The organism is Paenibacillus oryzisoli, assembly GCF_050467285.1.
GTDB lineage: Bacteria > Bacillota > Bacilli > Paenibacillales > NBRC-103111 > Paenibacillus_E > Paenibacillus_E oryzisoli_A.
In genome coordinates, this window is sequence record NZ_JBCMUN010000007.1 from 302,749 (window position 1) to 320,953 (window position 18,205).

General features: G+C 54.0%; 12 protein-coding genes. 1 reads left to right on the forward strand and 11 read right to left on the reverse strand.

What is annotated here, in order from left to right; translation table 11 throughout:
* Positions 1 to 76: 76 nt before the first annotated feature.
* Both ABE504_RS13740 and ABE504_RS13745 read right to left on the reverse strand, forming a co-directional pair.
* On the reverse strand, positions 77 to 1,831 hold the full coding sequence (locus tag ABE504_RS13740) for an exo-alpha-sialidase (protein WP_430089204.1): 1,755 nt from the start codon (positions 1,829 to 1,831) through the stop codon (positions 77 to 79).
* Between the two features lie 37 nt (positions 1,832 to 1,868).
* Positions 1,869 to 3,119 carry a sialidase family protein gene (locus ABE504_RS13745; RefSeq protein WP_430089207.1) on the reverse strand — a complete coding sequence of 417 codons (1,251 nt, stop codon included), beginning with the start codon at positions 3,117 to 3,119 and terminating at the stop codon, positions 1,869 to 1,871.
* Between the two features lie 217 nt (positions 3,120 to 3,336).
* Here ABE504_RS13745 and ABE504_RS13750 point away from each other — a divergent pair, with 217 nt between their 5' ends.
* Positions 3,337 to 4,239 carry an AraC family transcriptional regulator gene (locus tag ABE504_RS13750; RefSeq protein WP_430089210.1) on the forward strand — a complete coding sequence of 301 codons (903 nt, stop codon included), beginning with the start codon at positions 3,337 to 3,339 and terminating at the stop codon, positions 4,237 to 4,239.
* 137 nt (positions 4,240 to 4,376) lie between these two features.
* Here the strand turns inward: ABE504_RS13750 and ABE504_RS13755 are convergent, their stop codons facing one another.
* The 9 genes from ABE504_RS13755 to ABE504_RS13795 form a co-directional block, all read right to left on the reverse strand.
* Positions 4,377 to 5,198 (reverse strand): sugar phosphate isomerase/epimerase family protein, encoded by an 822-nt coding sequence (locus tag ABE504_RS13755; protein WP_430089213.1) that lies wholly within the window; start codon positions 5,196 to 5,198, stop codon positions 4,377 to 4,379.
* A 13-nt stretch (positions 5,199 to 5,211) separates the two neighbouring features.
* On the reverse strand, positions 5,212 to 6,375 hold the full coding sequence (locus tag ABE504_RS13760; protein ID WP_430089216.1) for a dihydrodipicolinate synthase family protein: 1,164 nt from the start codon (positions 6,373 to 6,375) through the stop codon (positions 5,212 to 5,214).
* Positions 6,376 to 7,539, reverse strand: a complete 1,164-nt coding sequence (locus tag ABE504_RS13765; protein WP_430089219.1) for a Gfo/Idh/MocA family protein — start codon at positions 7,537 to 7,539, stop codon at positions 6,376 to 6,378.
* Positions 7,540 to 7,650: 111 nt separating this feature from the next.
* The gene (locus ABE504_RS13770; RefSeq protein ID WP_430089221.1) at positions 7,651 to 8,448 is read right to left on the reverse strand and encodes an AraC family transcriptional regulator; all 798 of its coding nucleotides are present in this window, start codon (positions 8,446 to 8,448) and stop codon (positions 7,651 to 7,653) included.
* Positions 8,445 to 9,530, reverse strand: a complete 1,086-nt coding sequence (locus ABE504_RS13775) for a Gfo/Idh/MocA family protein (RefSeq protein ID WP_430089224.1) — start codon at positions 9,528 to 9,530, stop codon at positions 8,445 to 8,447. Before ABE504_RS13775 ends, ABE504_RS13770 begins: the two co-directional genes overlap by 4 nt.
* 108 nt (positions 9,531 to 9,638) lie before the next feature.
* The gene (locus ABE504_RS13780; RefSeq protein WP_430089227.1) at positions 9,639 to 14,513 is read right to left on the reverse strand and encodes a DUF7594 domain-containing protein; all 4,875 of its coding nucleotides are present in this window, start codon (positions 14,511 to 14,513) and stop codon (positions 9,639 to 9,641) included.
* Between the two features lie 105 nt (positions 14,514 to 14,618).
* Complete coding sequence (locus ABE504_RS13785) at positions 14,619 to 16,259, reverse strand: hypothetical protein (RefSeq protein WP_430089230.1); 1,641 nt, start codon at positions 16,257 to 16,259, stop codon at positions 14,619 to 14,621.
* A gap of 44 nt (positions 16,260 to 16,303) precedes the next feature.
* Positions 16,304 to 17,305, reverse strand: coding sequence for an NAD(P)-dependent oxidoreductase (locus tag ABE504_RS13790; protein WP_430089233.1), 1,002 nt, complete (start codon positions 17,303 to 17,305; stop codon positions 16,304 to 16,306).
* Positions 17,306 to 17,351: 46 nt separating this feature from the next.
* A complete protein-coding gene (locus ABE504_RS13795; RefSeq protein WP_430089236.1) occupies positions 17,352 to 18,197 on the reverse strand; it encodes a sugar phosphate isomerase/epimerase family protein in 846 nt (281 codons plus the stop codon).
* Positions 18,198 to 18,205 lie beyond the last annotated feature (8 nt).

Sequence of the window (18,205 nt, forward strand, 5' to 3'; positions counted from 1 at the left end):
TCTCTATGCATCGATGAATAGGACCGGACCCGCAGGGCTACAAGCGAGCCTCACTCGCTGCAGCCGGTCGACTCCACTATCTCCCGGAGCGGTAATTGCCAACTGCCTCCGACGTCAGCAAATAGCGGTCGTACAGACGCAAAGCCCCCACCGTCACCGTTTGAGCGCCACCGATGACCGCCAGCTCGCCGCCATTGACGTCGCGAAGTTCAGGCGAGAAGCGCCCCCAGCCGAACTGGCGCTGCGTGCCGCCATCGCACAGCTCGCCGTCGATCACCATCGTCATGATATGTGGACCGCCATCGACGATGATGGCCGCATGATGCCAGCGGTTCGGGAGCAGCAACCCTTCATCCGATTCCCACGACGATTCTGAACGACCGTCATTCATCGTCAACCGGAGGGTTCCGCGCGCCGTCAGCGAAGCGGCAATCCCTTTGCCGTCCGCTCCACGCGTATCAAGAAGCGGACCGGCTGCGCTGCGGCTTCCGGCCAGCAGCCACAGCTCTACCGTGAAGCTGCCCCCGTTCTGCAAAGACGGCAGCTTCGGAAGCGCTGTCGGCTCACCGGCAAGCGCTGCGGCGTCCGCCTCGTACAGCAGACCGCGCTGCGTCCGCTCGGCTGCGCCGGAATCATGCTGCCCCCACATCGCTTCAAGCAGCGCCCCGTCCAGTTCGTGGATCCGGGCAATTGTTTTTTGCGTTTCCGAGATGTAATACTTTCCCCCGTCCTCGATGAAATCGGGGTAGCTTACGCGAATTGCCGGATCGTCGTCGTACAGCACAATCTCCGGTTGCGACCAGTGAATAAAGCCGTCCTTCTCGACCCCTCCGCACATCCAGACCGGATTGCGGTCCTGGTACGCTAGCGACGGTGTTGCCCGGTTGTCCTTGCCGTGGTTATGGAACCACAGAATGAATTTACCATTGCTGAATTTCCGTACGAAGTTCGCCGCCCGCGGATGCTTGATCCGCCGTCCGCCCGGAGAATATTCCGCATACTGCGAGGTCGTCCACGTATGCCCGCCGTCTCGGCTGTAAGCCTGTCCGTTATGACCCTCGACGGTGCGAAATGTGCAGTACAGACTGCCGTCGGAGAGGCCCGCCGGGTTATGCTCATCGGCTACCCGCCCGTGCGGCGCTCGTATGCCAAATTCGCCATCCGGCAACGTTTCCCACTTGATCCTGGAAGCGTCGCGCTCGTTCACAATATTGTCGCTCTTCATAAAAATGCCTTCCGACGACGCCATGAAACCTTCCCCGAAGCTGCCGACTTTGGCCAGCCCCATATATACCGCACCCTGGTGAATGATCGGTTTGCCGACGCCCCAGAAAAATTGCGGCTCGCCGCCATACGGATTGTTGCGGTCGATCGCCATGGACCGGATCGGCACCTTGTACCGCTCAGCCGACCAGGTGCGCCCGTCGTCGTCGGAATACTTAAACATCAGATCTCCGAGCGTATCAACACGCGAAATCAGCTCGCCGGAGTCGCTAATCACATCCTGGCGATTGTCGGTATTGTACGTATAGAACGCATAGATACGCCCCCCTGGCACTAACAGCGGCATAACCCACGAAGCTTCCGGTCCGTCAGCTGGTTCAATGTCAATCAGCTCCGACCATGTCTGTCCACGGTCCCGGCTTATCGTGGAGACGACGTGCTGTCCTCTCTCGCCTTCAACACCCTGACCCGTTGTCATGACGCAAACCCATTCGCCTCGCTCCGTCACAACAATGTAAGGCTGATCGCAATAAAATTCACGAGGGATTTCCAACCCCCATTTAATATTTCTTGCATCACGCCACTCGCTGACCATCTTCTCGTTCATTGCTCCGACTCCTTTGCGCATTATTCAATCTCCCTATTTACAACGCTCCATCCGCCAACCAGTTGTCAGGTATGTCCTTACCGAGCAGAAAATGTTTCCGGTCCGGGTACCACAGCACGCGCCGTTCCCCCCATTCTGTCAGACTTGGATACGTGGCGATCTCACTCGTTCCCTTCGGCCCGAAAGTCACACCGTCGGTATCGAGAATTTGTCGTGGCTTCGAAAACCAGAGTGGCTGCTCCGCTTCAGGGTGAAACTCACCGACTGCGATAAACGCCGGACGACGGTTGTGCAGCGCATGCTGCGGCTTGTATTCGCCGAGGTGGCCGTCGTTATTGTGAAACACAAGCAGTACCTTGCCGCTTGCCAGCTGGTACAACGGGCATGACGCAATCGGCTGCTTGATCGGCTCCCCGCCATCCTGGTAGCGCAGCACCTGCGTCGCCGACCAGCTTCCACCGTCGTCAGACGATACACTGTACCAGATGAAGCCGGTAAAGGTACGCATCACACACAAGATTCTTCCGTCCGGCAGCAGTACCGTACTCGGTTCCTGCGCCACCGAGAGGTGCGGCCTATTCGGGAACGGCACCGCCAGCCCTTCGTTGTCGTCCGGAAGCCACGTGATGCGCAGATCCGCCGGATCAGGCCCTTCGTCCAGGTTATCGAAACGCATAAACATCGCGCGCGAGTCCTTGCTGTACCATCCAAGCGGAGTTTCCGCTGCGTGAAACGGGCTGCTCCACTGGGTATAGCCGACCATCCAGCGTCCATTGCTGTCGCGAATCGGCTTTTGCCAGACGATCCAGTTGCGCGGCACGTCCGGGTCAGGATGATCGTACCGGTTTCGCTTCATCGGCACATCTGCACCGGACGCCCAACTGTGTCCGTTGTCGTCGGAGTAGACACAGCCCATCGTACCCGATGTCTGTGGGTCCAGGTCATGAACGCCCACGTCCCTCGTGTAAAAGACGTAGATGCGCCCTTGCGCGGAAACGACGGGAAATCCCCAACTTGCCTGGCCGCCTCGGCCGCCGGGCTTTGTTCCCGCTACATATTGCGGCCGGCTCCAGGTCACCAGATCACGGCTGCGCGCCAGCACAAGATGGTTGTCGCCATGCCCCTCGACCGAGCTTTGCGTCCAGAGTGCCAGAAGCTCATCGCCTTCCGGTGATTCAAATACAAGAAAATGCTCGTTGTCGCCCGTATAGGCGTCCTCCGGCGGAATATAGACGACGATGTCGGGATGACTGCGCTTCCATTCCGTGGTTTTATCGATAGCCGTCATAAAAGAAAGGCCCCTCCTTTGTTCGCTACGTTGTTGAATGCCGTCTTGCAAATGTCTTGATGTGTACGGTCTGTTTGCTTTGCCGTACGTTAAGCTTATCAGGATGCGGCACGGAGTGATGGTCTTTTTTTTGGGGCTTTTGCAAACAAAATTTAGGATTTGTAGTATACTGAACTCGCAGCCGGCAGTAGGGCCGGTACGCTGGGAGGTGAGCTTTATGCAAGCGTCATTTGAAACCGCCGAAGAGCTGAGCGGCGAGGTCGAACTGATTTTTCGGGAATCTCCCGTCCTGCTGTATTACGAGCTCGATTCGATTGCACCCTTTCCAGGCTTTCAGAGTCATGACGGCGTAGAGATGTATTATATCGAACAAGGACAAGGTCGCTATTTGGTCGGAGACCACGCCTACCCTCTGCAGGAGGGCACCCTGATGATGATCCCGCCGTTTACGCTGCATAAGGTGATGCAAACGGACATGGACCGAATGCTGTGCCGGAACGTGCTGATGTGGAAGGAAGCGCTGCTGAGCGAGGACTGGGAAGAGGAGCTGCCGAACCCGCTTAGCTTGCTTAAGGGGGACTGCTGGAGAATGCAGTTCGACGGGCGTGACCGCGAGCGGATCAGACAGCTGTACGCCGTCATACACGAGGAACTTACGGGACGAAGTATCGGCTACAATGGCGTCATTCAAGGAGCCATTCGCGAGCTGCTCATTCGTTGCTACCGGGCGCACGAAGCAACTGCGTCAAGCGGCGGCACAGCGGCCCCCAACGATTTGCCCGAGGAAATCGCGTATTTGGTGCAATATGTCGGCGCGAATTTCCAGCACGAGCTGTCGCTGAATAAGCTGAGTAAGCTGGTCCATATGAATCCCTCGTATGTGAGCAGCATTTTTCATAAATATACCGGTACGACGCTCACTAAACTGATTACGATTAAGCGCTTGCATCATGCCAAAAAGCTGCTTCGCGAGACGAAGCTGCCGGTGACGGATATCGCCTACCAATGCGGCTTTAACAATCATTCGTATTTCATCAAGCTGTTTAAACGAATGGAGAATTGCTCGCCGCTGCTGTATCGTCGCCAGCACCAGCCGTCGGAGACGGATGTGCAGGCTTAGGCGGCCGTGACGATAACACAGGCGCGTAGCCTTCTGACCTTCCGCTTGGTATGAACTTTGCAAATCTGCATTTTTGAAGCTTGCAAAAAGCCAGCAGACCCGAAGGTTTGCTGGCTTTTTATTGGAGACGCAATCAATCAAACATGCTCCAAATATCGTGCTTGCATGGTTGCTAAGACGTCATCTCCTGGTTGATTCCAGATCGCTTGATTGAAGATTTCCACTTCAATCGGCCCCTGGTATCCCGTCGCTTCAACGGCGTGCCGAATGGAACGAATATCAATGACCCCGTCTCCCATCATCCCTCGGCCGAGCAACATATCAGGTGTAGGGACGATCCAATCCGACACATGGAACCCGAGAATGCGTCCGGCTGCACCACGAATTTCTTCATACAACTCTGGGTCCCACCATACATGAAACACATCAACGATAACACCGACTTGATCAGCCGGAAATTGGCGCGCGATTTGATTCGCTTGCTTAAGTGTGTTGACGACTGAACGTTCAGCAGCATACATGGGATGCAGCGGCTCGATGCCGAGCTTCACACCACACGATTTGGCATAATCGGCCACCTTGGCGATGCCTTCTTCCACCATCGATCTCGCCCCGGCGATATCCCGATCCGGCGCAGGACCGCACACGAGCACAAGCACGTCGGTGCCAAGCGCTGCAGCCTCTTCGACTGCACGGCGGTTGTCGTCGATTCTCAATTGACGCTCTGCAGCTGTCGCGGCAGGAAACATACCTCCTCGGCACAAGCTTGAAACTTGCAGCCCATGCGCATCCACAATACGCCTGCTTTCGGCCAGTCCCGCAGCCGATACTTTGTCGCGCCAAAGCGCGATCGACGGAACGCCAGCGCGAGCACAACCTTCTGCCGCTTCCCGCACACTCCAGCGGTTAATCGTAATCTGGTTCAGACTTAATCTATCCAACGATTGAAGTGAGCTCATACGTATCTCCCCCCTATTCGATTCCCGCTAATATTAGCGCGTTCCTCATCCGTTTCATGGCCAACTCTGAGTCACGCAGCAGCCCCGCTTGATCGGCCAGAACGAAAAGCTTCGATAAATGGACGATTGAACGTGCCCCTTCCGCGCCGCCTACCATCCGGAAATGTGGCTGATGGCCGTTTAAATAGGCCATGAACACAATGCCAGTTTTATAAGCAAACGTAGGTTTCTGGAAAATGTGACGCGATAGTTCCACAGTTGGGTCCAGCAGTTCGTCATACAATGACAAGTTGCCATGATCCATTGCCTGGATCGAAGCAGCAGCAACCGGGGCGATGGCATCAAAAATACCGAGCAACGCATGACTGTAGCCTTGCTCATCGCCTTTAATCAGTGACGGATAATTGAAATCATCCCCCGTGTACATACGCACACTCTCTGGCAGACGGCGGCGCATTTCAATTTCTTTCTCCGCATCCAGCAACGAAATTTTAATGCCGTCGATCTTGCCCTGATATTCGTGAATGATCTGTAAGCAAACCTCCATCGCCTGCCCCAAATCCTCATGCCCCCAGTACCCTTTCAGGTTCGGGTCGAACATATCGCCCAGCCAGTGTAAAATGACCGGTTGCGACACTTGGCTTAATATTTTCCCGTAGACGCGCATATAGTCTTCCGGGCTCTGCGCGCAGCGAGCCAGCGCGCGGCTTGCCATGAGAATAACTTGCCCCCCAAGTCCTTCGATGTAGGCTACTTGCTCTTCATAGGCACGCTCTACATCAGCAATTGTCACTGTTGGCCCGGCCGACAAATGATCCGTACCTGCTCCGCAAGCTATCTTGCCACCCACAGCCTGTGCCTCTCGAACTGAAAGCCTAATGAGTTCTTTCGACGTTTCCCAGGTCAGTCCCATCCCCCGCTGTGCAGTATCCATTGCCTCGGCAACAGATAACCCGAGCGACCATAAATAGCGGCGGTATGCCAAGGTAAGCTCCCAATCCAATGCCGATTGATGAAGGGGATCCATGTCTGCAAGCGGATCGGAGACAACATGTGCCGCTGAAAATACGGTACGACTTTGCAGCGTACCCGTAATCGTCGGAATCGATCGCTGAGGCTGCAGTTGATAGGAGACAATCTCACCTAACGCATTCGGAAGTCGAATGGAACCTGGCATTTATAATTCCTCCTGTAACGTCAGCTTTGGAACGTCCACCCAACGTCTCTCTTTCCATGATTGCAGCCCGAGATCAGACATTTGTGTCCCCTTGGCTCCTTCAAGCAGATCCCAAGGGAACGGCGTATCGGCAACGACATGCTTCAGAAAAAGCTCCCATTGAATTTTAAACCCATTATCAAACAATTGGTTGTCAGGCATCGCCTGCCATTGCTCCGTGAACTTGAACGGATTCGGAATGTCTGGATTCCAAACCGGCTTCGGCGTGTTGACGCGGTGTTGTACTTTGCAATCTCGGAGCCCTGCGACTGCGCTCGCTTCCGTGCCGTCCACTTGGATCGTCAGCAAGTCGTCCCGATCAACACGCACCGTCCAGGATGAATTCGCTTGCACGACAATATCCCCTTCTAATAAGAACGTTGCATAGGCCGCATCATCGGCCGTGCACACATAGGGGTTACCATTCTCATCTATCCGTTCTGGAATGTGTGTCATACCCAAACAAGAGATGGCTTTCACTTCCCCAAACAAGTTATCCAACACGTATCGCCAGTGAGCAAACATGTCGACGATGATGCCACCGCCGTCTTCTTTACGATAATTCCAAGAGGGGCGCTGTGCTGACTGCCAATGACCTTCGAAAACCCAATAACCGAACTCCATTCGTACGGACAGGATTTTACCGAAGTAGTTCGCATCGATCAACCGTTTCAACTTGATCAGTCCCGGAAGAAACAGCTTATCTTGCACGACGCCGTTTTTCACGCCTGCCTTACGGGCCAATTGGGCAAGCTCGAGTGATTCTTCAAGAGACGTAGCTGTCGGCTTTTCACAATAAATATGTTTACCTGCAGCGATTGCCTTGCGCACGCAAGTTGCCCGATATACGGTTGACTGCGCGTCAAAGTAAATCGTATCTTCTGGATTGGCTAAGCAAGCATCCAGATCTGTGCTCCATCGTACAATTCCAAACTTACCTGCAAGCGCTTTCAATTTTGTTTCGGAACGTCCAACCAAGATGGGATCTGGGATCACGATATCCCCATTGGGCATCGTAATGCCCCCCTGCTCGCGTATCGCGAGGATAGAGCGGATCAGATGCTGATTCGTTCCCATCCGCCCGGTTACACCATTCATAATAATTCCGATAGTAGCCGTTGCCATGTTAGATCTCCTCTCGTATATGGGTTTGTTGCTTTCTATTTCACTATAAGCGCCGATGCCGACATTGTCCTCGCAATTCCGTATTCAAATTCTCAATTTCGGAACAACTGTTTAGGGTAGACGATCTTCCTGTTGCTTACGAAATTGTTCAGGGGACGTCCCTGTGAAATGCTTGAAGCTTCGATAGAACGTAGCGATAGACTCATACCCCACCTCGAAACAAATCGTAGCGACGCTCTTCGTCGTCTCAATCAACAATTTTTTGGCAACGGTATGCCGAACTTCATTGACATATTGGATCGGCGTTAATTGATACTTCTCTTTGAAAATGGTATGGGCATACCTGACGCTTACTTGAAATTTTTGCGCCAGCAGCTCAGCTGTCAACGACTCAAAATAATGTTCGTCCACATAGGCTCGAATTCGCTCTGCCCGTAAACTATTCGCATTATCGATGTGGACATGATGCCTCATCCTGCTAAGAAGCAGCAGAAGCTGGCCTACGTAAGAACGCATTGCCCAATCGCTGAATTTGAGCGGCTTTCGCGATTCAAACAGCAATTTACGCAGCAGAAGCCGACATTCATTCGCATATAGGGGTTGTAATCGGAAAGGTGCAGAATGATCCAGGTCGATATCCGACACTTGCATAGGCGCAATGATGGAATGTAAAAGCTCAGGCAGTACGGTCAGCACTAGCAGATTTAACTGGCTTTCGGAAGAAACCGCATGCTCTCTTTTTGGAGATACGAAGACCACATCGTTGTCTCTGATAAGATAGGGAACCCCTTCAAGAACGATCGTCCCTTCTCCGTCGATGACAAAAAGAACTTGATACTCATCATGATGATGAGACTGATAACGGTAGCTTTTGGTGTGCTTGTTTTCCGAAATGTGAATGCCTCTCATGTCTGGTCTCCTTCGTAATTCTTTCCCAATTCACGAGCCTCGGAAGATGTCCTGTCAATGTTCTGTGAACGAGCGTATCTCTTTTTCCGTAATCGAATACAATCCGCCACCTCTACAATTTGAGGAGCTAACTCTACCCCTCCCTCCTGCGCAGCATTGTTCCGAATCATATTAAAAAAAGATTCATTCTCAGCGTAAAAACCGTTTGTGATATACATATCGCTACTATCCGTAAACAGGTCTCCCCTTGTATCACTAATGATATGCCCATTCTTAAAATGGACTAACCTTCCGGGATTGTCGTGTGAAGCCCATATCGGAAGCTCTGCAAATATCGTCTGATGTAACGAGTTCACTGTCGCACGTTCAATAACTACACCTGCAACCGGACAAAAATGGAGATGTGCGATTACACCGGAGGCAAATCTACAATCCATGTAGATATTCGCAACATGCTCTCCTAAAGAAGGCAACTCCTGATAAGTAAAATGAATTTCATCAAAAGGGGACTCTGCCAAAAATGCAACTGCACTTATTCCATGTATCGCCGTGGTATAAAAATCCGGTTCCGTCCTACCCGTACGATAAAAATCGTAACGTATCTGGTGAACTTTTTCTAGTTTTAGATTCGCTTTCATCATTTCCTTTAGTTTTACCATGACTGGTATATACCAGCGGTTAAATGCAACTTTATTGGGAACTCGATTTTTTTCTACAGCAGCGACAATTGCTAACGTCTCTTCTTTGGAAAGGCCGGGCGGCTTCTCCATCAGAATTGGGTATCCTTTCTCAATAACCTTAACGGAAAGTGCAGCAATGAATGATTCTTTAACGACCAGACATACTGCATCCGGTTTCTCAGTATCCAACATTTCGTCGATATCGGTATAACAAGCTTTAAATCCGAACATATGCTGGAACTCCTTGGCCCTAATCGGGTCCAGATCACAGCAGGCCGCTAATATGGTACCGGGGTAAAGATCAGCATACTTTTTATAGGAAGGTCCATGAACTCGCGTGGAATGCCCGCCACACCCAATAACACAAACTTTAAAGCTCACCTGTATGCGCCTCGCTTTCATATAAAGTTAATAAATAAAGAACGCCAGACAAAGGAAACCCCTAGGCATTCCGTTCATCTGGCGCTACTCCTCTTATACCCGGGACACTATGCTCCCGCACCTTATTCGCTAATCCGCTGTCATCACCGTCAAATACGGGCGGTAAGTGGCGCTGCTGGTCTCCTTGCTCAGGATGGCTACATAGCCTTCGCTCGTCTGTGTGCCAATGCCGATGCTGGCCGCGCCGTCGCCGACATACTGAGCGTACACGTACGGCGTTACATCGAGCTCAATCCAATTCCCCGACGTCGTCGCGACGCCCGACGCAAGCGTTGTGCCAAGCGCCGGCCGATTCGCCTCTGACAACGCCGACTCGGTCCACATATCGTCGGCAACGCCGTACAGTGTGAGATCTACTTCATTACCGGAATAAAGCGACGGTTTTTTGACCGCGTACAGGTGCAGCTTGGCACTAACAATGCGACTCCCACTTGCTAGCGACGATAAGTCGAACTTCATATAGCCATAGCGGGATGTGCCAGGATCACTCGGTGACTGCTTGACCTCCATCGCCGTCAGGCTGCCAAAATTGTCGTTCGTTCGCCAAGTGATCGTATAGGCATCGTCCGTCGGCGCGTAATTCGCACTGTTCATGGAATAGACCGCGGCCGTAGCCGTGCCTGTATGGCCTGCCGCATCGGCGAAGTTGAATGTGAAACTGCCGTTGGCACTGAACGTGTAGCTGGACGAGCCGCCGTTATTCGTGATCGTCACCGGCTCGCTGGGCACCAGTGTAGCTACGGTGCCACCATACGTCACCTCCTCGACGCTGTAGGCGATCGTTGCCGTTGGCGCTGTCATGTCAACCGCGATCGTACGGCTCTGCACGAGACCAGGATTGCCGCTTCCGTCCTTGGCCCGGTATTGCAGCTCGTACGTACCGTCCTCATCGAACATAAGTGACGAGGCGTATGGCTGCCAGGTGTTCCCGGCGTCTAAACTGTATTCGAGCGTCGCTCCCGTCGGGAACGGATCCGTGTAGCCGAGCGTTGCAGTCACCGGTGTCGTATACCAGCCGTTCAGCCCGTTCGGCGATGCCGGAGACAAAGCAAGCGTGGCCGGCGATGCCCCTTCCCGCGTCGTCACCTCCAGATACGGCTGGTAATTGGCGCTGCTGGTCTCCTTGCTTAGGACAGCTACATAGCCTTCGCTCGTTTGTGTGCCGATGCCGAAGCTGGCTACACCGTCGCCGGCATGCTGCCCATATACGTACGAGGTGACGTCCAGCGTGAGCCAATTGCCCTGCGCCGTTGCGACACCGGATGCAAGTTCAGTACCGAGCGCCGGTCGGTTCGCCGCTGTAAGCGTCATCTCCGTCCAAGTGTCGTCTGCAACGCCGTAAAGCGTAAGATCCGCTTCATTGCCGGTGGCGAGCGATGTTTTTTTGGTCGCGTACAGGTGCAGCTTGGCGCTAACGATATTGCCCCCGCCTGCCAGTGAGGACAAATCGAATTTCATATAAGCGTTGCGATTGGCACCGGGGTCGCTGGGCGACTGCTTGACCTCCATCGTCGACAGGCTGCCGAAGTTGTCGTTCGTTCGCCATGCAACCGTATACGCATCGTCCGTCGGTGCAAAGGTTGCCGCATTCGTGCCGTCGTACACGGTAATGAGCGTTTGTGCCATCCGGGTCTGACCGTTCATCCGGATCACCACACTGATGTTTGCCGTGCCTAGACCATTGGCCGTCACGACGCCATTTCCGTCTACGGACGCAACCGACGGCAAGTCGCTCGCGAACCTCACGTCGGCGCCCGCCAGGTTAGCCGGGCTCGTATCGCCCATCGTGACGGACAGCGCGAGTGCGGCGTTGTGTCCCAACACGATGCGTGGCTGCGCAGCCGTAAGCGATACCTCTTTCATAAACGGCTCGCTGTCGAAAATGCCAGCTTCGGTAATAGAATTAAAGGCACTCTTGCTATTGCCTCGCCCAATCACTTTCACATAACGAGCGTTCGTTGCGGCGAAATCGAAGAACTGCAGGTCCTGTGTGGTGCCGCTGCTGCTGCCGCTGAATACCGTCGTCCAGTTGTCACCATCCGGAGAAAGCGCGATATCGAGATTGGCCGTTCGCGCATCGCCTGCATAGAATGCCAGCGCCACGCTGCTCACCTCACGCTCCGTCCCGAGGTCGAACTGCAGCCATTTGCCGATCCCTTCTTCCGACCAGAACGTGGCGGAATCGTTATCGATCGCGTTCATCGGATCGCTGGCTGCGGGGTCGCTCGACGTAACGCCGACGATATCGAGCGTACCTGCCCCGCGCGGATATTGATACACCAGGTCAAACGTATATACCGATTGCGCCGAACCGTCGGCCGATGTCACTACCACGGTCGTCGTGCCGGGCACCTGCTGCGCGGGGATCGTCTCCACGCTTGCCTTGGCGTCGGCGGGGATGCCGACGATGCTCGGAACGTTCGTTCGACCAACGACCGGTACCGTGTATGCGAACGTACCGGAGACAAACGTATCCAACGGTTTGCCGTTCACCGCCGCTGCCATCAGACTGGCGTTGGCCCCAGTGCTCGTTCCGTTCGATGTCATCCGCAGCATGGAGCTATTGCCGTCCCAGGACACAACGGAATGGAACACGGCGCCTACCAATTGCAGCGGCACATACACCGTATCATTCACCGACGAGGGCGCGTGCCGTAGCGTAACGGTGGAACCATCGACAAGCGCGTCTGGATCGCCCACCGTCAGCGCAAACGTGCTGCCGCCGGCATTTCCTGTCGCCGTATGCGTCGTTCCGTTCCATGTCCACGTGGCGCCGAGCGCATCGAATACGGATGCAAACGGTACCATGACCGTGCCATCCTCCGTACGGGCTGCCTCGGTTAGGGCATGAAGCTGGCCATCACGGACGATCTGCATCCCTTGCGTGCGGTAATCGTTCGTGCCCGACAACGAGGCCGTATCCGTAGCGGTATTAAGCGAGACAGTCTGATTCCCGACGGTGAACGTCCATTCATTGCCGCTTCGCGTGTAGCCTACCTGCTGCGGTGAATCCGTCGCTGCTGACCACGAGAAGGCGACGGCATTCTGCAGGTCATCTGTCGTTGCACTCAGCTTTACTGCTTGCCATGCCAGCGCGTCATAACGGGTCGGGACGCGACGCGTGTCGACGCCAATATCCAGCCCATCTTGCGTCAGTGGCACGATGCGCAGCGCGGATGATGTACCCGGCACCAGGAATCCGTTGTCCGACTGAGGAACGAGGTACTGGTTCTCCGGCCAGAAGCGGAAATCCAGCGTGCGGGGCGCATCGAGCGCAACGTCGTCAACGACAATCAGCACATCCGGTTTAAGAAACAGCAAGTGCCGCCTGTATTTGGTCAGCCCGAGCGAAGGGTCATACGCTGCGGTTGCGTCACCGACCATATAGTCAAGCCCAGGGGACGAAGTCGCTTTGGCCACATTCGGATCTGCCTGCAAGTCGTGATACGGCTGTATCGTCATCCAGTCGCCGCCTTCGCCAAGCTGTCCCTGACCGTCAATCGTCATGGAATTGTGATTAAGCGTAAGCTTCGGCCATGCATACCCGTCGTCGCGAATCAGCGACTCGCCGTTGCCAAACAGCAGGAACGAGCCGGCAGCCGGATCAACGTGGCCAGAGCCCCAGTCATACTGAGGACTGAGCCCATTGCTCAGCTCCAATTCCTTGTGCCCAAGCGGCGGGCCGGAACGGAAGAACAGCGCTGACTCATCCCCATCCCAGGAGCTACGCGCGTTTACGATATCGAGATCGCTGAAACGGTTCATCGTAGGCAGCGCTCCGGCTGCCGGCGAAATGGCCGGAACCGATGGATCGTACCAGAACAAATCCATGAACACCCGCTTGGGGGTGGTGATGCCGGCCGCAACCGTTTGGTCCGCCAGCCATTGCATATTGCCATCATTGAACCTGCTGGCCAAGAGCCGCAGCATATGCTCCATCACGTTACCGTTACCGGTGCTGTCGCCGAAGGCGAAGAAATATTTGTCCTTCGTCCAGCCGTTTACCGGCAAGAAATTTTGCAGCAAAAACGCCGATGTTTGCGAGAACCATTCCGTTGTAAGCAGATCCGTTCCGAGCAGTTTATTGGCCATGTCGGCATACGTAAACAAGCTTTCCATGCCATAGAACAAATAGTCCATTCCTTCGTGGTTCGCGCCGTCTTCCGGCAGCACGGACATCGTCGTGCTGAAGTTGCGATTCGCCGTTTCCAGCCACGGCAGCACCGTCGGCTCCTCGTCGTACATCGCCATCGCGGCTGCTGCCATTCCGGAAACGGCTACCCAATTATGATTTTGCAACCAGGAGCGGTTCCAGTAGGATTGTCTTGTTAACGTTGCCTTCTCGTACACCTTGCCGCCCTCGAGCAGCATCTTGGCACGCATCGTGGCCTTCGTCGGCTCGTCCAGATCCGCGAATAGCCAGTCGTAAGCCTGCGCGAGCGCCATCAGCGCCTGACCGGTTGCCAAGTCGGGCGCCGGCTGCCACTGCGGATAGCCGCAGACGGCCTCGATCCATTCCACTGCGGAATCGAGATACTTCTGGTCGCCGCTGAGCACATACGCCATGGCGAGTGTGGGGATGATGTCGGTAAGCGAGGAGAACACTGGATCGGCAGCGGCCAAGCTGCCGTCCACCGTTAACGGCGGATGGGTTGACACGGCGTCGTCCGCCTTGGCATACGTGGCCGCAACTACATCTGCGAATGCCGGCGTCGCGCTTTTCACGTGAATGTCAGCCAGTCCGGAAGCATCCATCAACAACCTCGGATGCGCGCCTTCGTACGACTCCAGTTGATCATAATCGATGGCGAACGCTTTTGTATCCAGCCCTTGGTAAATCGGATCTTCTTCCGCACGGACTGGTGCAGCGAGCCACGGGGCCAGCATCGTCAAGACTAGCGTTAGAACTAGCGATTGGCTAAGTAGACGAAATTTGCTATTCATTTTATCGAACTCCCCACTTATTCGATTTTATTCCTCCAATATCAGATGAAGATTGTAGTACGAGTCTCTCCAATTCGTTCTTGATTCCACTCCTCTCGCCTTTGTTTAATGACGCGTCTTCAATCGAAGTTCCAGCTGAGCAGCATATACAGACAGGGGCGCGATTGGACCATGATTAAGTGCTTCCACATATCCCCAGTCATCCGAACGGTTGTACGTACTCCGTTCTACCTTCACCTCCTCACCCGGATCACTCGCAAAAGCGCCGACTACGATACTTTTCGGATACATGCGGTGATCTTGCAGCGTGTCTATGCCCATATGGCAGCTCCAATACCAAGCATAGAACAATTCATCCCGGCGTTCCTTCTTTAAAAGTAAAGTTTCCGTCTTCGACCTCGCGTCGCCATACGTATTCCATCCTGGCTTTGGTTCGGAATGCGTATATCTTAGATTCCAAAAGGTATTGTATTGTCCCGTGTACGGCAGATTGAAGATCGCGCCACCTCCCGATATCTTGGAAACGCCAACCATATTCTCGAACAAATTGAAGCTTGGCGCTCCTCCGCCATGAGAGTCGATCTCGGTACCTGCTGCATGGAACCGTATGTCGGTAAAAACGTTCCCCTGCGTCGTCCCCTCGATGCCGACCCCATGCGTAAGAAACGAGCGAATATCAATGTCGGCGAACAGGTTGTCGCATGCGTGCGCGTAACATTTCATGCCGAAATGTCCAGGGTGTCCGTACATTTCGACCTGACATACCGTAACATTCCTGCTGTCTCTAAGCTGGATCCCCTGCGTGTAATTGTTCATCACGACATTTCGAACCCATCCGTGCGCCACGCGGTGCATACAGATCCCCGACCAACCGTAGTCGACTTCGTGGTTCTTGTGATGGTAGTATCCTCCTCCATCCCATGCGCTTTCCAATCGGAGATCTTCGATCCCCACCCCTCGCAGCATATCGATCCGGCAAACAAACGGTGCACAAGCGAGCAACACATCGCGACGCAACGGCTGCTTCAAGCGGATATGCCGTTCATCCAGCACGCGGTCGATTTCAACCAGCCACTGGTAGGAAGCGGCTCTACGAGTGCCGGCGGTATGTGCATCTTCCCAAGCCGGATCGAGCTCCAGCGGAGCAATCAGCTCGCGAATTAACGTTCCATCGTCGTCCGTATTTCGCATGCAGAGCAGGATACAATCGCCCTCCTTGAGCAGCGAAGTATCGGATAAAGAAAGGACGGTCTCACCCTTATGAGCGTTTTCGGAAATGGTGGCAACTTGCGGCAGTTCCTTCGGGCTTAGAAACTTCTCGTTCCCGAACAAGGCATCCCCTGTGTGGATGATACCCGGAGAAAGCCAGGGCATCTTCTCCGACAGGATGGGACGATGCTGATAGAACACTGTTCCATCGCTCCCGCTTCCTTCCCCTTTCAGAACGACATGACTGTAATTCATCTTCAGGTAATTGTCCTTGCCCGGATCCATTCGAAGATCATAGCGTCCCTTCGGGAAAAAGAGAACGCCGCCGCCACGCTTTCCGACCGTGTCGATCAGCTGCTGAATTCGCTCTGTCACATCCATTCCCGTATCCGGAACGATTCCGAAATCGCTTACCGGGATCAGAACCAAATGCTCTGGCATCTCTTCTTCCCCATACTTGTACCCGGCATAGGAAAAATCCGGCAAAATCGATTGGTTTCCTTTCGCCATATACTCGTCAAAAATTACTGCTTGCATCGTCATCTCGTCCTTCCGGTTTCATAATACGAGTCGTCAATCGGTTACCTCGGCGTGAGGCGGTTAAATTTATCCCTCGTTATGCTTCCATGCAGGCTTTCTCCCTTGACGAACCGCTCCAAATCGGCAATCACGGTTGCGCCTAGACGTGTCTTCCAATAGCCGGAGTACCCGCCGATATGGGGAAGACACATGACGTTCGGCAGCTTAAGCAGCGCATGATCCTTATCCAGCGGCTCTTGGGCATATACATCAAGCACGGCGGACAGTCTTCCCGACGCCGCATGCTCCAGGAGCGCCGATTCGTCCATGATCGGCCCCCTTGCCGTATTGACGATGAGTGATCCATCCTGCACCAGTGCAAGCTCGTTCCGACCAATCATTCCAATCGTGGCCGGTGTGAGCGTATTATGCAGCGAGATAATTCGGCTTCTGCTCAGCAAATCAGGCAGGCTGCACAATTCCACGCCAAGACCCTCCGCTTCAGCCAAGGAACAGTTGCGGGAAAATAGCAGAATCTTCGGTGCGTACGGTTGAAGGAGACGGATCACTTCCCTGGATATATCGCCGTATCCGATCAAGCCGATCACCTGGTTGTACAGGCCCAACACAGTTTCCTTGCTGTTAGCGGACCACCGCCCCTGCTGCAAACCTGCCTGATACCCATGAAGATTCCAAGCTCCGGCCATCATCATCGCGATCGCCGCTTCCGCAGTTGATTTGGCTAGCGCCGCATTGGCGTTGACGACGGCGATCTCATGATCGAATATGCATTCCTCGACGATCGGGACAACCGTGCCTGCCGCATGGCCCACAAATTTCAAGTTTCCAGCTTGCTCCAGAACCTGTCTCGTTACTTTCGGCGACCCCCAGGAGGTAAGGCAAGCATCGAACTCACCAATGTCCGCAGCCAACTGTTCGGATGTATACGGCTTTCCCTCTTCCACCCAAACGACCTCTGAAAATTGTCGCAAGGTATCAATCGCATCGCGTTGAAAAACCATGTTCTTCAAGCTGCTTTCATAAACGGTTATGAGTGTTTTCATACCAACCTTCCTTTTCTCGATGAGATGGCTGTAATTGCAGTTTTTCTCATCTTGTTCTCTCAAGCAGCTTGCGCATGTCATTCGCATATTTCGGCAGTACGACTTCAGCCTCCGCCCACGGAACTCGTAATTCTTCCCGCCATTTGGGCTCCCATTCGAGCGATAAGTACCCCTCAAACCCGGCTCCCTGCAAAAGTGATACGATACGGGGGATGGGTATATTCCCCTCACCAAAAAACGTATATTCCCAATCATGCTGCATCGGGTCGTCGAACGGTCGACCGTCTTTCAAATGAATGTGCACGCATCGATTACCAAGCATTGCGATCGTTTCTTCGGGCTCTTCGCCGTCCTCAAGGGAATGGATAACATCCCATATCACCTTGCAGTTTTCTCTGGCGACATCGCGAAGAAGCGGACTCAGCGCTTTGCCGGTAGCAAATTCATTGTGCGTCTCGATCCACACTTCACGTTCGTGAAGCGCTGCATAATCGCATGCCCATTGAATAAATTCCACAATTTTCCCATAGTCGAGCTGCTCCTTTGGTGCGTCGTACCTTCTGGCGAAATTGCCCAGGAAGATCCGGATGCCGGTGGCCTGCAAACCATTCGCCAGCGGCACCATTTGTTCGAACGCTCGCATGGCAAGATTCGTTTCTTCCACGGAAGTCCCTTTCACACATACGCTCGAGCCGATATTCGTCACGCTCACACCGGCATTGGCGATCATCGACGAGATCCTCTCCACTTCTTCCATGCGGGTAGAAGAAGAAATTTGGAATTCGTCTCCTTCCCGCAACTCGATTCCGGCAAATCCGTGCGTGGTGCAATAGTGGATCAGTTTTTCGGTACTCCACCCTTCGCAAGGCAGCGTGCTAAACGCAAGCTTCACTTTAACGC